General features: G+C 35.8%; 16 protein-coding genes. 1 reads left to right on the top strand and 15 read right to left on the bottom strand.

Features of this window, described 5'->3' with window-relative positions:
• Nucleotides 1-11: 11 nt before the first annotated feature.
• From EJN90_RS09955 to EJN90_RS09940, 4 genes are read right to left on the bottom strand one after another with little or no spacing between them, the layout of a single operon-like run.
• A complete protein-coding gene (locus tag EJN90_RS09955) occupies nucleotides 12-791 on the bottom strand; it encodes a glycosyltransferase family A protein (RefSeq protein WP_126110827.1) in 780 nt (259 codons plus the stop codon).
• Between the two features lie 12 nt (nucleotides 792-803).
• A complete protein-coding gene (locus EJN90_RS09950; RefSeq protein ID WP_164544058.1) occupies nucleotides 804-1,925 on the bottom strand; it encodes a glycosyltransferase in 1,122 nt (373 codons plus the stop codon).
• Between the two features lie 13 nt (nucleotides 1,926-1,938).
• Nucleotides 1,939-2,883 (bottom strand): glycosyltransferase, encoded by a 945-nt coding sequence (locus tag EJN90_RS09945; protein WP_126110823.1) that lies wholly within the window; start codon nucleotides 2,881-2,883, stop codon nucleotides 1,939-1,941.
• Nucleotides 2,884-2,894: 11 nt separating this feature from the next.
• Nucleotides 2,895-3,896, bottom strand: a complete 1,002-nt coding sequence (locus EJN90_RS09940) for a glycosyltransferase family 2 protein (protein WP_126110821.1) — start codon at nucleotides 3,894-3,896, stop codon at nucleotides 2,895-2,897.
• A 325-nt stretch (nucleotides 3,897-4,221) separates the two neighbouring features.
• Here EJN90_RS09940 and EJN90_RS09935 point away from each other — a divergent pair, with 325 nt between their 5' ends.
• The gene (locus EJN90_RS09935; protein ID WP_126110819.1) at nucleotides 4,222-5,433 is read left to right on the top strand and encodes an IS256 family transposase; all 1,212 of its coding nucleotides are present in this window, start codon (nucleotides 4,222-4,224) and stop codon (nucleotides 5,431-5,433) included.
• 140 nt (nucleotides 5,434-5,573) lie between these two features.
• Here EJN90_RS09935 and EJN90_RS09930 read toward each other — a convergent pair whose 3' ends face one another.
• The 11 genes from EJN90_RS09930 to EJN90_RS09880 form a co-directional block, all read right to left on the bottom strand.
• Nucleotides 5,574-6,740 (bottom strand): nucleotide sugar dehydrogenase, encoded by a 1,167-nt coding sequence (locus tag EJN90_RS09930; RefSeq protein ID WP_126110817.1) that lies wholly within the window; start codon nucleotides 6,738-6,740, stop codon nucleotides 5,574-5,576.
• A gap of 17 nt (nucleotides 6,741-6,757) precedes the next feature.
• Entirely contained in the window at nucleotides 6,758-7,636 is an 879-nt protein-coding gene (gene galU, locus EJN90_RS09925; protein ID WP_126110815.1) for a UTP--glucose-1-phosphate uridylyltransferase GalU, read from the bottom strand.
• Between the two features lie 115 nt (nucleotides 7,637-7,751).
• Nucleotides 7,752-9,071: a nucleotide sugar dehydrogenase gene (locus EJN90_RS09920; protein WP_126110813.1), complete on the bottom strand. Its 1,320-nt coding sequence runs from the start codon at nucleotides 9,069-9,071 to the stop codon at nucleotides 7,752-7,754.
• A 211-nt stretch (nucleotides 9,072-9,282) separates the two neighbouring features.
• Nucleotides 9,283-10,299, bottom strand: coding sequence for a UDP-glucose 4-epimerase GalE (gene galE, locus EJN90_RS09915; protein ID WP_126110811.1), 1,017 nt, complete (start codon nucleotides 10,297-10,299; stop codon nucleotides 9,283-9,285).
• A 24-nt stretch (nucleotides 10,300-10,323) separates the two neighbouring features.
• A complete protein-coding gene (locus EJN90_RS09910) occupies nucleotides 10,324-11,286 on the bottom strand; it encodes an LCP family glycopolymer transferase (RefSeq protein ID WP_126110809.1) in 963 nt (320 codons plus the stop codon).
• 18 nt (nucleotides 11,287-11,304) lie between these two features.
• Complete coding sequence (locus tag EJN90_RS09905; RefSeq protein WP_164544057.1) at nucleotides 11,305-12,321, bottom strand: LCP family glycopolymer transferase; 1,017 nt, start codon at nucleotides 12,319-12,321, stop codon at nucleotides 11,305-11,307.
• Nucleotides 12,322-12,592: 271 nt separating this feature from the next.
• Nucleotides 12,593-13,435 carry a dTDP-4-dehydrorhamnose reductase gene (rfbD, locus tag EJN90_RS09900; protein WP_126110805.1) on the bottom strand — a complete coding sequence of 281 codons (843 nt, stop codon included), beginning with the start codon at nucleotides 13,433-13,435 and terminating at the stop codon, nucleotides 12,593-12,595.
• A 58-nt stretch (nucleotides 13,436-13,493) separates the two neighbouring features.
• Entirely contained in the window at nucleotides 13,494-14,522 is a 1,029-nt protein-coding gene (gene rfbB / locus EJN90_RS09895) for a dTDP-glucose 4,6-dehydratase (RefSeq protein WP_126110803.1), read from the bottom strand.
• A gap of 19 nt (nucleotides 14,523-14,541) precedes the next feature.
• Nucleotides 14,542-15,108, bottom strand: a complete 567-nt coding sequence (gene rfbC / locus EJN90_RS09890; protein ID WP_126110801.1) for a dTDP-4-dehydrorhamnose 3,5-epimerase — start codon at nucleotides 15,106-15,108, stop codon at nucleotides 14,542-14,544.
• An 11-nt stretch (nucleotides 15,109-15,119) separates the two neighbouring features.
• A complete protein-coding gene (rfbA, locus tag EJN90_RS09885; RefSeq protein ID WP_126110799.1) occupies nucleotides 15,120-15,995 on the bottom strand; it encodes a glucose-1-phosphate thymidylyltransferase RfbA in 876 nt (291 codons plus the stop codon).
• 69 nt (nucleotides 15,996-16,064) lie between these two features.
• Nucleotides 16,065-17,429: a sugar transferase gene (locus EJN90_RS09880; RefSeq protein ID WP_227872622.1), complete on the bottom strand. Its 1,365-nt coding sequence runs from the start codon at nucleotides 17,427-17,429 to the stop codon at nucleotides 16,065-16,067.
• Nucleotides 17,430-17,871 lie beyond the last annotated feature (442 nt).

Below are 17,871 nucleotides of genomic sequence, written 5' to 3'. Positions count from 1 at the left end.
CACCTCCAGGATTAATTTTTCATTTCATTTGCGCCTTCTAACATATATTGAAATTGTTTTGTTCGAGAAGGCATGTTTTGATTCTTTTTATATTTTCGTACGATAAACTGTAAAATTACTAAGTGATAAAACATAGGCGACAGCACTTTAAAAAGTGCTCCCCGATCACGATAATATTTTTCTGTATACCCCTTAAACCATGTGGATTCGCGTTCTTCTGTTAACTTGGCAATGGTTACCGGTACAGCGATAATTTTTAAACCTTTCTCCAGACAATCTTTCAAAAAGATGGTATCTTCTCCATTACTATGAGGAGTTCCACCACCAAATAAAAGATGGAAAGAAATCCCTTTTTTCTTGATTCGATCCGTGCGAAAAGCAACCCGTGCTGCTCCAAAGCGCATGTAATTTCTTTTCCTAACCCTAAAATCTTTACGGATCACATATCTAGTAGGCTCTTCTTCTTCTAAATTAAAGATAATTAAATCTGCATCTGGATGCTTTTCAAAACTTTTCTCAACCAATTCTGGATAGTGTTCCACATAAACCATGTCATCATCGGCTAGTAAAGCATAATCGGCAGTTGACCGCATCAAGGCATTGTTCCTACTTAGTCCAACCCCTCTTTCTGCGAAAGAATACATGTGGACTGTGTTTGAATGATTCATTATTTTTTCATAATTATACTCGTTTGTTTGATTAATGATAATGGCGTCAGATTGTAGATTCATTTGCTGAATGAGGCTCGTGTCGTTCTGATGCATGGTAGCTACTAATACTTCTACACTCAATCTTCCACCTCCTCATGCTAACGTACTTTTGTAAAATTCAATTAGATCATTCGTTGTTTGATTTATTTCGTAATGAGCATCCACAAATTCATGATACACATTTTTCCGAACAGGATCATAGCTAACTTCAGTCAGTGTTTCTACCCATTCTTCAAGCGGGGCTTCAAGTGATAAAAAAGTAACTAAATCAGTAATAGCTGCTTCTCTGGGAACGCGATCCGATACGATTGTTGGAAGACCCGATGCTTGTGCTTCAACAGCACTTAAGCCTAAACCTTCAAATTTGGATGGCAGCAAGAAGATATCTGCCGCTTGCAGGAGATCTGCAATATCACCTCTCGCACCTAGAAAAATCACATCTTCTTGAAGGTGTCGCCTATTAACTTCCTTAACAATCTCGGTCAACAGCGGTCCATCTCCAACAAAAATAAGTTTGTTCTTTTCTTTTTGAAGTTTTACCCTTTCGAAAACATCCAACATGAACAAATGATTCTTTACTTCGGAAAAACGTCCAACATGCATCAATGTATGATAATCCTCTATTTGCAATTCTTTTCGATATTTCTCACGAATCGATTCATTATATTCATATTCTTGAAGATTGATTCCATTATGGATAATCGTTACTTTTTTTGTTCCTCGTATTTCTTTCGGAAACATCCAATCAGCTGCTACTTGTGTAATGGCCATATAGTGTTGAGCTGCTTTTACGTTGAATGTTCTAATTTTCCCTTTTATTCCCTGACTTTTGTAACTCTCATTATATCCAGTAGTATGAGCATGTATACCAATTCTTGCTATTCCTTTTTCCTTTGCAATTGGAATAATAAAAGGATCATCCGCTACATGAACATGGAGAAAGTCATAATCGTTATGCTCAGAGAAAAAGCGAAGCACTTTCTTCCGAAAAGAAAGCATGGTTTTAAGAGACAATGAAGGTGTCTCAAGTGTATGTAACACGCCACCTAAGCGAATATATTCTTTTAACAAAGGAGAATCTGGATCATAGTTTCTAACTAATAATTCAAACTCAACTTCTTTTGAATCAATATTCCGAAACCAATTTAAAAAGACTGATTCAATTCCCCCGGTATTAAAACCAGGAATATAATGGAGAATTCTCATTTTTTTCATTTTGTTTCCTCTTCTATGATTGTAAATGATATTCTTTTTCAATATCATTTTTCTTCATTTTAAAATTATATGGATAATGATTCGTTTTTGCTTTGATTTTATTGATGCTCATTAAACTAACTTTTAAACCAACCCGAACACTTTTTCTTCCCATTTCATACTTTATACCTTCTTCATTATTAAAACTTAACTTCGATGACTGATCTTCTTTATGATAAATCTCAATTTCATCGGTATAAACCATTTGTAAGTGAAGTTTATGACAAACCAACGCTAATATTTCTTCTTCATAATATAAAAAGGTATCAGGATAAAAACCATTTATTTTACTCAAATAATTTTGAGTTAAATATAATGCAGAGCCATGCAAAGCAAATTGTTTTTTTGAATTAGAGGTGTGAGAAGTTTCTTCTTGTACTTTATGCGTCTGCTTCTGTCCTACTATGTTTTTTTTAAAAAAACTACCTATCTTTAAAATCCAAGATAGATGATATTTCCTAATCAAGGGAAAAGAAAGCTCGCGAAGAACAGCCCTAGCGCTTGGACGAAATTGAGCAGAAGGATTTTGATTTTTCCCATCACTGCCTATAATCTTAGTTCCAATTACTCCCACAGAATTCCCGATTTCGTAGTTTGCTAAATGTTCAATATAGGTTGGCTCAGTAAAAATTACATCATTATTAATTACTAAAATATTTTTTAAATCTAAAATATCTTTACAATAGAGAATACCAATATTATTACCTTTGGCAAACCCTAAATTTTCCTCCGATTGAAGAAGATGGATGTCATTTTCTTTCCCATAGCGCTTATACAGTTCTTTAAAAGATTCGTTAGTAGAAGAATTATCTACCACAATAACCTGATAGTCCTTATAAGTTTGATTTTCCAAGGAATTAATACATTCAACTGTATCTTGCCAGTTAAGATAGTTCAGAATGACTATACCAATTTCCATACATATTCTCCTTAGCTCACAATATTTTTCTTAGCTTTATTTTTTTGATATTTCCTATAAATACTACTTGTATAGAGAGGACCCATCAAGAATTTCAAACGATTAAATAAATGTTGTTTTTTAAATTCTGGGAAAAGTAAATCATAATTTAATTTTTTAAATTCTTCTTTAAACACCCTAAAAGTAGCGTGACGATCTTTTATATCATCTATTTGTGGGATTTTTTGTAACTGGAAAGTGTAGTGTTTAAACTTCAAATTGGTAAATAGTTTATCATCTTTTATTCCACTTTGCCGATACAATTCTTCAGCACTCTCGATACTATTTATTGTATGAATAATTACAGGGCTAAAAGAATGACTGATACTACCACTCCTAACACGATAATGGTATACCACATCATTCAATACGGTTATTTTCTGCGAATAAAGCAACAATTTTATATAATGATTAAGATCTTGTGCCTGCGGAAAAGATGAGTAGTAAATCTCATTGTCCTTTATCATTTTAGTCGAAATCAATTTATTCCCTAACATAGATGTAGCCTGTGAAAATCTTCTTCTCATCTGTTCTGTATCGTAAGTTCCGTTAGGAATAGGTATTTCAACTGTTTTCCCATATTCTCCTTTTTCGTTCACAGTATCATACGCCGCCATGACAATATCAGAGCCTGTCTTTTCTGCTGCATCCACCATTTTTGTTGTTACATTTTCAGCTAAATAATCGTCTGAATCGATAAACTGTATATAATCACCGGTAGCTCGTTTAATGCCTTTATTTCGGGCACTAGGAGCTCCATTGTTTTCTTGAAAAATTGCTATTATTCGTTTATCTTCTTCAACATAAGTTCTAATGATTTCTGGAGATTGATCGGATGACCCATCGTCAATTAAAATCACTTCTATATTTGAATAATCCTGATTCAAAATGGAATCAATACTTTGATGCAAATAAAGTCCAGCATTATATATAGGCATTATAAACGATACTTTTTTAATTCCTTTTTCAGGCACTTATATCCCCCACATCTTTTTCTATTGAATATATTTATAAACTTCTTCATCATGTTAATCTACTATACTGACTTGATAGAGTACTAATAGTAACTCTCCTTAAAGGAATAGTTTAATAATTTCTCTACATTTTCTTTGGTTTAAAAAAAGTATTGCAAAAACATCCAAGACCGTTTTTTCATCTGTATCATTAACTTCCCCTATTATAGCAAAAATTCTCTGAAAAAAATGAAAAATTCCCTTAAGATATATATCCATCATTTTGATAAAGTCCATATAATTGTGTAAAAGATAAAAGGCCATGTAAACGCCCTTTTACGGTACAATGTTTTTAACCACAAAAACATACCCAGGAGGACTTTACACGACCCAAGTACATTTTACACTGAATAACGAAGAGATTCAAAGTATTATTGAACATTCGGTAAAAGATGATGTTTCTAAAAATATTTTAACCACCGTCTTCAACCGATTGATGGAAAATCAACGAACGGAATATATTCAAGCCGATGACTATGAACGTTCAGAAAGTCGTCAGAGTCAAAGAAACGGCTATTATGAGCGAGACTTTACGACTCGTGTGGGTACACTCGAATTAAAAGTTCCTAGAACACGTGATGGTGAATTTTCACCGACGGTGTTTGAGCGTTATCAGCGAAATGAAAAAGCACTACTCGCTTCCATGTTGGAGATGTATGTTTCAGGTGTTTCTACTCGTAAAGTCTCTAAAATCGTTGAAGAACTGTGCGGAAAATCTGTATCCAAATCTTTTGTTTCTAGTCTTACTGAACAGTTAGACCCAATGGTCAACGAATGGCAGAACCGTTCGCTTTCAGAGACAAACGATCCTTTCCTGATGACTGATGTTCTCTATATAAAGATTAGAGAAGATAATCGAGTGCTTTCTAAGAGCTGCCACATTGCGATTGGAATAACCAAAGATGGTGACCGTGAAATCATTGGCTTCATGATTCAAAATGAAGAAAGTGAGGACACATGGTCAAGCTTCTTTGAGTACTTAAAAGAACGAGGTTTACAAGGAACGGAGCTCATCATTTCTGATGCTCATAAAGGGTTAGTGTCCGCTATTCGAAAATCATTTACCAATGCAAGTTGGCAGAGATGTCAGGTTCATTTTCTAAGAAACATCTTCCGTTCTATCCCAAAAAAGAACTCAAAAGTGTTTAGAGAAGCGGTAAAAACAATCTTTAAGTTTACGGATATTGAACTCGCTCGGACAGCTAAGGATGCCTTAGTCGCCGAATATATTGACCAAGTTAAATATAGAAAAGCCTGTGAAACATTGGATAATGGCTTCGAAGATGCCTTTCAATACACGGTTATCGGGCATGGCCATAACCGCCTAAAAAGTACGAACCTTCTTGAAAGACTGAACCAGGAAGTACGCAGAAGAGAAAAGATTATTCGGATCTTTCCGAACCGCGCTTCAGCTAATCGATTAATTGGAGCAGTTCTTATGGACCTCCATAACGAATGGCTCAGTTCTACAAGAAGATACATTAAATTTGAACAGTAAGAAACAGTTGAAACATTGTATAGTATTTTACACAGGATTATGGACTTGACTATCATTTTCATCACTATTCTATTTTTAAATAAGGTTCTTCTTTAAAAGAAAAACAGCCTAGCAAATTAGACTGTTTTAGCAATTAACATTTAGTTTTCATGGAATAAATCACGTGTATAAACTTTCTCAATAACCTCTTCCAAATCTTTTTCATTACGGTTTGAAATGATGACATCCGAAATTTGTTTGAATTCTTCTAAGTCCCGAATGACACGTGACTTGAAGAAAGTCTCTTCCTTCAGTGCTGGTTCATATACAACGACTTCAATTCCTTTTGCTTTGATTCGTTTCATGATTCCTTGGATGGAAGATGAACGGAAATTATCCGAACCAGATTTCATTGTCAGGCGGTATACACCGACAACTTCTGGATTTTTCTTCAATACCATATCTGCAACATGATCTTTACGTGTACGGTTTGATTCTACTACCGCTTGGATTAAGTTGTTTGGAACGTCATCATAATTTGCCAACAATTGCTTGGTATCTTTTGGCAAGCAGTAACCGCCGTAACCAAATGAAGGATTGTTGTAGTGGGTTCCAATACGAGGATCTAGCCCGACTCCCTCAATGATTGATTTTGAATCTAATCCTCTTACTTCTGCATAGGTATCTAATTCATTGAAGTAAGCTACACGTAAAGCTAGATAGGTATTAGCAAATAGTTTAACCGCTTCTGCTTCAGTAGAATTCATCAACTTTACAGCTATGTCTTCCTTTAATGCACCTTCTACTAGTAAATCAGCGAATTTCTGTGCCGTTTCAGACTCTTCCCCCACGATAATACGTGATGGATACAGGTTATCATAGAGTGCTTTTCCTTCACGTAAAAATTCCGGTGAAAAGATGATGTTATCTGTTTCGTATTTCGCTTTTACTTCTCGAACATAACCAACTGGAACTGTTGATTTGATAATCATTGTTGCATCTGGCTTCCATTCTAAAACATCTTCAATCACGCCTTCAACTGTTGATGTATCGAAGAAGTTTTTCTTGTCATCGTAGTTCGTCGGAGTAGCAATTACCACGAAGTCTGCATCGCGGTAGGCAATCGTTTTATCGGTTGTTGCAATTAAATCTAATTCCTTGGTTGCTAGATATTCTTCGATCTCATTATCCACGATGGGTGATTTTTTATTATTAATCAAATCCACTTTTTCTTCAATTACATCCAAAGCAATTACTTTATTATGTTGTGCTAATAGAATGGCATTTGATAATCCTACGTACCCGGTTCCTACTACAGTAATATTCATCTCATGTTCGCTCGCTTTCAGCTGTTTAGTTTTTTTGCCAATTTAATAATGTGTTCATGCATTTTCTCAGAAGTTTCTTCATGTTCTAAGCCCATTTCAATATTTGCGATCAGCATGCCATATTTATCTCCGACATCGTAGCGCGTACCAGTATATTCATAGGCTAATAGAGAATTACGTTTATTTAACGTTTCCAGCGCATCTGTTAGCTGGACTTCATTTCCAGCATCCGGTTCTTGTTCTTTTAAAATATCAAATATTTCTGGAGGTAGAATATATCTTCCCACAATTCCCAAGTTGCTTGGTGTTTCTTCTGGTTTCGGTTTTTCAACCAGATGTTTTGTGTTGAATACATGCGGTTCTATCTCGCCTTCAATATCAATCATTCCAAAACGATCTGCTTTTTCTTTCGGGATCTGAATGGTCGCAATCACGCCTTTATCGTACTTCTCAGATAATTCCATCAACGTTTTTGTTAAAGGTACCGGATTAGGCATAATATCGTCTCCTAATAATACCGCAAAAGGTTCATTCCCAATAAAAGGTCGTGCCTGCAGAATCGCATCTCCTAATCCTTGCGGATACGCTTGTCTTACATAATGAATGGACGGAATGGTTGTTGATTGAACTTTTTCTAACAAAGCATCTTTATTCTTTTCAATCAAATTATTTTCTAAAGAAATATTCGCATCAAAGTGATCTTCAATGGCATTTTTTCCCTTACCCGTAATAATCAAAATTTCTTCGATGCCGCTTTTAATAGCTTCTTCAACAACATATTGAATACTAGGTGTATCTACTACTGGCATCATTTCTTTCGCCATTGCTTTTGTGGCTGGTAAAAAGCGTGTTCCTAAGCCCGCAGCAGGAAGAACAGCTTTTCTAATTTTTTGCATGCTGACCCCTCTTTCCTTTGTTATCTTTTTCATTATATCAAACTTCTTAGTCAATAAGAAAGACATCTAAGCTATTTTTAGAATAACTTAGATGTCTTCTCAATGTATTAAATTTTTATAAACTCCAATACAAGTAACCTTTTTCCTCTACTTCTTGTTGATTGAGCATACTCTTGACATCTACAAATACTTTTTCATTATTTTCGATATCCGCAAAGTATTTTTCAAAATCAGTAAAGACCATTTTTTTATATTCATCATGTGTCACAGCTAAAACAATACAATCTAAATTTTCTATTTTCTCTGGCGAAACCATTTGGATGTTGTATTCTTTTGCAGCTTCCTCGATATCTGCTACAGGATCTGTTACAATTGGTTCAATTCCGTATGTACGCAATCCATTAATAATATCTGTCACTTTGGTGTTACGAATATCAGGTGTATTTTCTTTAAAAGTTAGTCCGAATACTCCCACACGCGCATCGCGAACTTTCTTGCCAGCTAGCACTAGCTTCTTAATAATCGCATCGGTAATAAAATCCCCCATACCGTCATTAATTCGACGTCCTGCAAGAACAATCTGTGAATGGTAACCCAACTTTTCTGCTTCATAAACAAAATAATAGGGATCGACACCAATACAGTGCCCTCCTACTAAACCTGGTGTGAAGCCTAATGAATTCCATTTTGTGTTCATCGCTTCTACTACTTCCATCGTGTTAATGCCCATACGATCAAACGCCATTGCTAGTTCATTCATGAAGGCAATGTTAATATCACGCTGACTATTTTCTACGACTTTTGCTGCCTCAGCAACTTTAATGCTACTTGCTCTGTGTACACCTACTTCAATCACTAATTCGTACACCTTTGCAATTAACTCTAGACTTTCCTCATCCATTCCAGATACAATCTTTATAATGTTTTCCAGACGATGGACCTTGTCACCTGGATTGATACGCTCTGGTGAGTATCCTACTTTAAAATCTACTCCACAAGTCAAACCAGATTCCTCTTCTAACAATGGAATACAAATATCTTCTGTAACCCCTGGATACACTGTTGATTCGTAAACAACAACAGCTCCCTTTGTCAAGTTCCTGCCGACCATTCTTGTTGCCCCTTCAACTGGAGACAAATCAGGCGTCTTATCTTGATTGATAGGTGTTGGAACTGCTACTATGATAAATTTAGCTTCTTTCAAACGTTCCTCGTCTGCTGTAAAGTCTACAGATGTCTCTTTGATAACTTCGTCGCCCACTTCATTGGTTGGATCAAACCCTTTTTTGTATAAATCAATTTTATGACGATTTGTGTCGAATCCGATGACATTCACTTTCTCCGCGAAAGAAACTGCGATAGGCATCCCTACATAACCTAAACCGACTAATGCTATATTTTCTTTTCTTGATACTAATCCTTCATATAAATGCATATATTTTTTCTCCTTTAAAAAATTTATATATTTATTAATTCCAATATATCTACTTATATTCTCTCATACTTATAAATGAAATAATATTTAATAAATACCCCTTCCTTAACCATAAACTTCACATTTTTTTGGAATTCACTATCTTTCTTCATTAAATACAAAGTAAGAACCCCTCTGACTACCGTCTTGAGGAGTTCTAAAACTTGAAGATTTAATAAACATCGTATCCATTAGGATTATTCTTTTGCCAATTCCATGAATCACGGCACATATCTTCTAGGTCTTTTTCTGTTTTCCAGTTCAATATTTTTTCTGCGCGGCTTGCATCTGCATAGCAAGTTCCGATATCTCCTGGTCGACGATCTGCAATCACATAAGGAATTTCAACGTCATTGGCTTTTTGGAAATTATTAACTAAATCGAGAACACTATAGCCTACGCCAGTACCCAAGTTATAGATTCCTACCCCTGGTAAGCTGGCAAAACTCTCCAAAGCCTTTAGATGTCCTTTTGCCAAATCTACAACATGAATATAATCTCGTACACCTGTACCATCTGGCGTATCATAATCATCACCGAAGACACTCAATTGTGGTCTCTTTCCAATAGCAACTTGTGTGATATAAGGCATTAAATTATTTGGAATACCTGAAGGATCTTCACCAATCAAAGCAGATTCATGTGCACCAATCGGGTTAAAATAGCGTAATAAAGCAATATCCCATTTATTGTCTGAAACATATACATCTTGTAAAATCTGTTCAATCATTACTTTTGTGTATCCATAGGGATTTGTTGCACTGGTTGCCATATCCTCTGTTAATGGTGAAACATTGTTCATACCATATACAGTAGCGGAAGAGCTGAAGACGATTTTCTTAACGTTATTTGCTCTCATAACATCCAGTAAGATGAGTGTACCCGTAATGTTATTGTGATAATACTCAATCGGCATTGCTACTGATTCTCCAACAGCTTTAAATCCTGCAAAGTGAATCACGGAATCGATTGATTCTTTTGAAAAAATTTCTTCTAAAGCTGCCTTATCTAATAAATCTGCTTCATAAAAAGTAAACTCTTTACCCGTAATTTGTTTGATGCGGTTTAAAACTTCTGGCTTACTATTGGAATAATTATCAACAATCACGACTTCATGGCCTTCATTCAATAATTCAACTACTGTATGACTGCCAATATAGCCTGCTCCACCGGTTACTAATACTGCCATTTTACCACTCTTCCCTCTGTTATATTAGTCTAATTCTAACTCAGTTCGTAATAATGACTGAATCCGGTACAATTCATCATCTGGTACGAAATAATACCAAATACCATCATCTAATGTGGAACCTGAGCCACCCACTTGTTCAGAAACAATGTTTCCAGCTGCTGCTAAATAATCATTTGATTGCAGCTGTAAGTAGTCAGCCATTTGGAAATTGGTTTGGACGTTATTAGATAAGGATCCTAAAATATTTTGATAGTTAAACAGTGTCGATGGACTGATTACTTTATCAATGACTCCTTCAATAATCAATTGCTGTCTTCTTTGACGTCCCATATCCCCATCTGAATCTTCATATCGCATCCGTGAAAATGCTAGCGCAGTTTCGCCATCCATATGAGCAATTTGTCCCTCATAGAACTGATACCCCTCGTAATTAAAGGTTAAGGGACTCACTACATCAATCCCGTCAACTGCATCCACAATTTCTTGAATGCCAGCCATATTAACCGTCACATAATAATCAATCGGGATATCCAACATGGTTTGGACAGTATTAATCGACATTCCAGTTCCGCCAAAAGCATAAGCATGGTTAATTTTATCCCATGTTCCATGCCCAACAATTTCTGTATAGGTATCACGTGGGATACTCATCAGGGTTGTTTTCTTTGTATTTGGATTAACTGTCGCAATCATTATCGAGTCAGAACGCCCTTGTTCTGTTCGGCCTAAGTCTCCAGAATCGATCCCAAGCAGCAAAATAGATATAGGTTCTTTACTGCTTAAAGTAACAGCGCTTCCCCTGATTGAATCTACTTCTCCTTCTGCAACTGGTTTATAGATTTCATCAGTAGCATTATTTACATGTCTATACACATTTATTAAATAAGCTCCTCCTGCAACGACCACAGCCAGTAAAATAAATAGCGTTACTTTTAAGCCTGTTCTTTTCTTTTTCTTACTGCGATACCGTCTCTCTTCTCCCATTTCCACACATCCAATTCATTAATATTCATAAACATCTTCTGAGACATAATCCTCTTGATAAGAAGAGTCAACTTCATAATATGTCTCTTCTTCATAATAAGGATCTTCGACATAGTAAGGATTTAAATAATACAAATCAGTATCGGATAAAGCTAAATCTTCCATTTCAATTTCATTTAATTCAAGCTCTCTTCGTAATTGATTAGAAAGTTCCAGACGATCTTCCGGGTTGGCATATAGATAGTAAATTTCATCCAACCACATTTCTTCTCCAACTAGATTGTCTTGTTGAATGTTTCCCAGAGCATTCCGGTAACCGCCTAATAAATATGTAATCTCATTGAACGATAGATTCGTTTTTACATTATCCTCCATGGTCCGTAAAACAGATTGGTAATTTTTTATCGAATCAAAGCTTAATCCTTTAGCAATAATTGCTTCAATTACTAACTTTTCTCGCTTCTGCCTGCCAAAATCCCCTTCTGGATCTGTCTTTCTCATCCGAGAGAAAGCTAAGGCTTCTGTTCCATTTAAAATACGAGTTTCTCCCTCAGTAAAATAGTTCCCTTGGTAATCGAAAGTAAGTGGGCTCGTTACTTCAATACCGTCAATAGCATCCACCATATCAATCAAGCCAGTCATGTTCACTTCTACATAATAATCGATGGGGATGTTAATCAACTCTTGAATGGAATTAATTGCCATCTCAGCATCACCGAATGCATAGGCATGTGTTAATTTGTCATAAAACAACCAGTCGCCCTCTGTTTCATAACCATCCATTAATGCGTATGTGTCTCGAGGAATACTCACCAGTGTTGTTTTCTTTGTATTGGGATTAATGGTTCCGATTAAAATCGCGTCTGATCGCCCTGGTTCATCAGCTCGATCGATCGTTCCATTATCAACACCCAGAAAGGCAAAAGATATTGGTTGAGTTGCATCGATAACAATTTTGCTTCCGTCTCTTTTATCATTGATGCTTATATCATTAAAAATATTATTTGCGGTGTTATTTACTTGATTATAGATCATCCAGCCTGCTGTATAGATCACAAGAAATAAACTAATGGATATAAAAAGTATCCTTCGCCTTCTTCTTTTTATCTGTTGTGTATCTTTTCTGCTCATGCTCATATATAAATAAGTCCTCTTTCTATCAATTTTTGCAAAATAATTATTGACTATATTAGTCTCTAGTATAGTTTAATTTTTAAAAATACTAAAGCATAAAATCAATAATTTAACAGAAACGTAAAAAAAAGACTTGACCTGGTAGTTGACAATCCTTCGCTAAACTTTTTTATTAAAGTTTTCGGAGACTTGATAGAAATTGTGACAAGGACTCTTGCCATGTTGGTATTTGAAACCCCGTAGCTTTCGCTTTGCTTAGATCCATTATAGAATGTTTTGGTCGATATGCTTTTTGCGGATACTGATCTGAATTTACAGGAAGGATTTCCACATCAGAATCCTTTAGTATTTCCTTCGCAAACTCATACCATGTACAACTATTGTCATTTGATAAATGATAGATTCCGTACTCTGCTTGCATACTTGTTAAGTGAACCATGAACTCCGCCAACGTTCTTGTCCAAGTCGGACGACCGTACTGATCATTCACAACGGTTAAGCTCGAATGTGTTTTTGCTAAAGCACGCATAGTATATACAAAGTTATGACCGAACTCTCCAAACACCCAAGAAGTACGAATAATATAATAGTTTGAACAGATGCTCTGAATTATTTTTTCTCCCAAATACTTGGTACGGCCATATTCATTTTTTGGATTTGCCAAATCGTCTACCGTGTATTCTTCTTCCTTCGTACCGTCGAAAACGTAGTCTGTACTGATATATACAACGGTAGTACCTGCTTCTTCTGCCACTTCTGCTAAATTACGTGTTCCCTCTATATTTATCTGTTCACTTAGCCCTTTACCTTCATCTTCCGCCTTATCTACTGCTGTATAGGCTGCACAGTGATAGACTAATTCAGGTTTTACTTCTTCAAAAATAGTCCTTATTTGAGTTTTATCGGTGATATCCATTTCTGAAGAATCAGTAGCAACATAAGTAATCTCTTTTTCGTCCAAGAATTTTCGTAATTCAGTTCCCAGTTGACCGTTAGCCCCTGTAATCAAAATCATCTAGCTTTCCTCCTAAAAAAAGGAGATAGGTATGTTCACCTACCCCCTTTTTTAATCATTATTGGTTGTTTTTTGCGTATTTTTCTTCTACTGCCTCTTTTTCAGCTAACCACCATTTTTTATTTTCAGTATACCATCTAATAGTATCTCTTAATCCCTCTTTAAAATCAGTGAATTGCGGAGTCCATCCCAGCTCTTCTCGAAGCGCGGAAGAGTCAATCGCATAGCGCAAGTCGTGACCAGCACGGTCTACTACATGATCATAAGCATCTGCCGGCTGATCCATCAGTTCAAGAATCATCTCTAAAACTTTTTTATTGTTTTCTTCGCCATCAGCACCAATTAAATACGTTTCTCCGATACGGCCTTTCGTAAGAATTGTCCATACAGCTGAAGAATGATCATTGGTATGAATCCAATCCCGCACATTTTTACCTTCGCCGTATAGTTTTGGACGAATCCCTGACAAAATATTGGTAATTTGTCGAGGAATAAATTTCTCAATGTGTTGATACGGACCATAGTTATTGGAACAATTCGAAAGGGTAGCTTTTAGTCCAAATGAACGAACCCATGCTTTCACCAACAAATCGGATCCCGCTTTTGTGGATGAATAAGGACTGGATGGATTATAAGGAGTGTCCGCTGTGAATTTTTCACCGGGACCCTCTCCATGACCCGGAAGGTCTTCCCGTAAAGCTAAGTCACCATAAACTTCATCAGTGGAAACATGATGATAATGCACATCATACTTACGACATGCCTCGATTAATGTGTAAGTCCCTATAATATTTGTTTGAACAAACGGAAAGGGATCTTCCAGTGAATTATCATTATGGGATTCAGCCGCATAATGCACAACCGCATCCGTATCTTTTACTAATCTATCTACTAAGTCAGCATCAACAATATCTCCTACAATCAATTCTACTCGATCTGTTGGTAGACCTGCTAAGTTTTCTTTATTTCCCGCATAGGTCAACTTGTCAAGGACAGTCACATGAACTTCCGGATGATTTGCTACGACATAGTGGACAAAATTCGAACCAATGAATCCTGCGCCACCTGTCACGATGATATTTTTCATTTTACTAATCTCCTCGCAATTAAATCTCACCATATATAAATGGATTATTCAATCCAGCTAGTGTTGGATGTTGAGTATCTTTTTCAGATAAAACTAATTTATCCATAGGCATAGGCCATTCTATTCCAATCGCTGGATCGTCAAAAGCAATTCCACCGTCGTGTTCTTTTGAATAATACTCATCTACCTTATATTGGACGTTACAATTGGGAGTTAAGGTCACAAATCCATGTGCAAAGCCCTTCGGAACCAATAGTTGACGGTGATTGTATTCACTTAAAATATAGCCTTCCCATTTGCCATAAGTCGGCGAACCTATTCTTATGTCAACCAAAACATCGTAAATAGCTCCCGTTGTCGCACGGACTAATTTTGTTTGTGCTTTATCTGGCGTTTGGAAATGCATCCCCCGTAAAACACCTGGTTCAACAGACAACGAATGATTGTCTTGGATAAAATCAATCATGATTCCTGTCTTGTTGAATGTTTCTTTTGAGTAACTCTCTGTAAAGAAACCTCGATGATCTCCAAAAACAGCTGTTTCAATGATTTTCACATCTTGTAAATTTGTTTCAATTACTTTCACCGGTTCATCTCCTATATATTTTCAGATTCAGCTAGACGAAGTAAATATTGTCCATAACCATTTTTCTTCAATGGTTGTGCTAGTCCTATTAATTGTTTACGGGTAATATATCCCATACGGTATGCGATTTCCTCTAGACAAGCAACCTTCAGATTTTGTCGCTTTTCAATTGTTTCGATAAAGGTAGATGCTTCTAATAGTGACTCATGAGTTCCCGTATCCAACCAAGCAAATCCCCGACCCATTATCTCGACATCTAGCTGTCCTTTTTCTAAGTAAGCTTTGTTGACATCTGTTATTTCTAACTCACCTCGCGGAGATGGCTTAATATTTTTAGCAATCTCAATCACATTGTTATCATAGAAATAAAGTCCTGTCACAGCATAATTACTTTTCGGAAAATCGGGTTTTTCTTCTATAGAGACAGCTTTCATATCTGCATCAAAATCGACAACACCAAAACGTTCTGGATCATTGACATGATAACCAAATACTGTTGCGCCCTTTTCTTTGGAAGCAGCACGTTGAAGCATTTTTGATAAGCCACTACCATAATAAATGTTATCACCTAAGATTAAGCAAACAGAATCTTCACCAATAAATTCTTCGCCTAAAATAAAAGCTTGTGCTAAACCATCTGGACTTTCTTGGACTTCGTATTCAATCTGCAATCCTAATTCGCTACCGTCACCCAATAATTGCTCGAACCGAGGCGTATCAGTAGGCGTGGATATAATCAAAATATCCTTAATGCCCGCCAACATTAATGTTGATAGTGGATAATAAATCATTGGCTTATCATAAATTGGCATAAGTTGTTTTGATACTGCTTTAGTTAATGGATAAAGTCGTGTGCCGCTTCCGCCCGCTAAAATTATTCCTTTCAAAAATCATTCATTCCTTCCTTTTGTTAAATCATATATTTAATCGAGAGTGAATCCCTACCTATAAGTCGCTTAAACTGACCCCTTTTTTCCTAAAACGACCCCAACTGTCTTAAATAAAATTTTAATATATAGTTTCAATGAGAAATTTCGAATATATTCTGTATCTAATTCTACAATTTCTTCAAAGTCAGTTATATCACTTCTACCACTTACTTGCCACATACCTGTAAGTCCAGGTCGGGCAGCTAGTCTCCTTTTATGGTGGAATTCATATTGATTATATTCATCTACAGTTGGAGGACGTGTTCCTACTAAACTCATGTCTCCTCTAAGAATGTTTATACTTTGGGGCAACTCGTCTATCGACCATTTTCGTATGAATTTTCCAATCGGTAAAATTCGCGGATCATCATCCATTTTAAACATAAGCCCCTTCATTTTATTCTGTTCCATCAATTCTTTTTTACGTTCCTCAGCGTCCATATACATCGAACGGAACTTATAGATGTGGAAGCGACGTCCGCCTCGGCCAACTCGCTCTTGTGAAAAAAAGATTGGTCCAGGTGACTGTTTATAGATAATGGGGCCAAAAATCAAAGCTGCCACAAAGGTTGCTAACAGGCCTGCTAGACCACCGCAGATATCTATTATGCGTTTAATAAACATTTGTCTTGGAGTGGCTATTTTAATACTAGAGGTCAGTACCGTATAGCCGTTTAGTTCCTCAACCACTTTGTTGGGTATTTCATCAGAAATATAATTTAATGAAATGTGAACAGTAATCCCCATATCAACTAAACGTTCAGTAAGTTCCTCTATTTCTTGATTAGGAGCGTTGGGTAAACTGACAAAGACGCTATCGATAGGATTAGTTCTTATGTATTCCATTAAAGTAAGATGATTTGCAACTATTGGAACACCTTTAATTGCGTCTAATTCTTCCTCACTATCAACAATCACTAATCCGCTTGTTTGATAGTTGCTGAACTTTTTCATTTGCATTTTTTCAATGGTTTGCTGTGCCATATCTTTTACAGTAATAACTAATAAATAAGATAAATTCTTCTCTTGAAAAACAAGACGAAATAAAATTTTCTTTAAAATGACACGTCCTAACCAAACAAAGACACAACTAAATCCCCACATAGCAAACAATACAATACGAGAATACTCTTCCGATTGCTTAGTAGCAAACATAATGAAGAATAACAGAGCTAAGATGATTGAATTGTGTTTTAAAACTTCTTTAAGTTCTTTCAAGTATCCCCTTCTTAAAATACCCGAATACTCTTCAGTAAAGAATACAATGAATACATGTAAAACTGGTAACATTAGTGCAATAGATGAATAAAGACTATCTGAAAATAAAGAAGTCCGCCCGAATTTTACTACATATGACAGTATAAAAGCAATTTCCAATGAAACTATATCCATCAAAGTAAAGTCAAAATGTTTGAGCCAACCTTTATTCGATAATTTATACATATGAGTCCCTAACTTTCTTAACGTATTTTAAGCTAACAAAAATATTTCCTTATTAGTTAAACAATGGTGCTCTCAACATTCTACCATATTTCTTCGATAAAATTCGTCATTTTTTCCTAAAATTATATATTTCCATTTTCTTTATCATATTTCTTTCACAATTCAATCAGAATTCCTTAAAGATACCGCTATAATCGGAATTTACATACAAGGGTAAGTGTTGCCCTTTTATCTCATATTCTCATTCCAGAAGTATGAATTGTTCAAGAACTATTTTCATTATTAAATTTTCGATTAGTAAACAAACTATTTATCCCTTAACCATTTTGAAAAAAAGCCAAAGTGAGGATTAGCTCACTTCGGCTTGAATATTATTCACCTAAAAGATTTC

The sequence above is a fragment of the Jeotgalibaca ciconiae genome, from assembly GCF_003955755.1.
Classification (GTDB): domain Bacteria; phylum Bacillota; class Bacilli; order Lactobacillales; family Aerococcaceae; genus Jeotgalibaca; species Jeotgalibaca ciconiae.
Note: the sequence above shows the minus strand (reverse complement) of the source record. Positions and strands in the feature narration are given on the sequence as shown.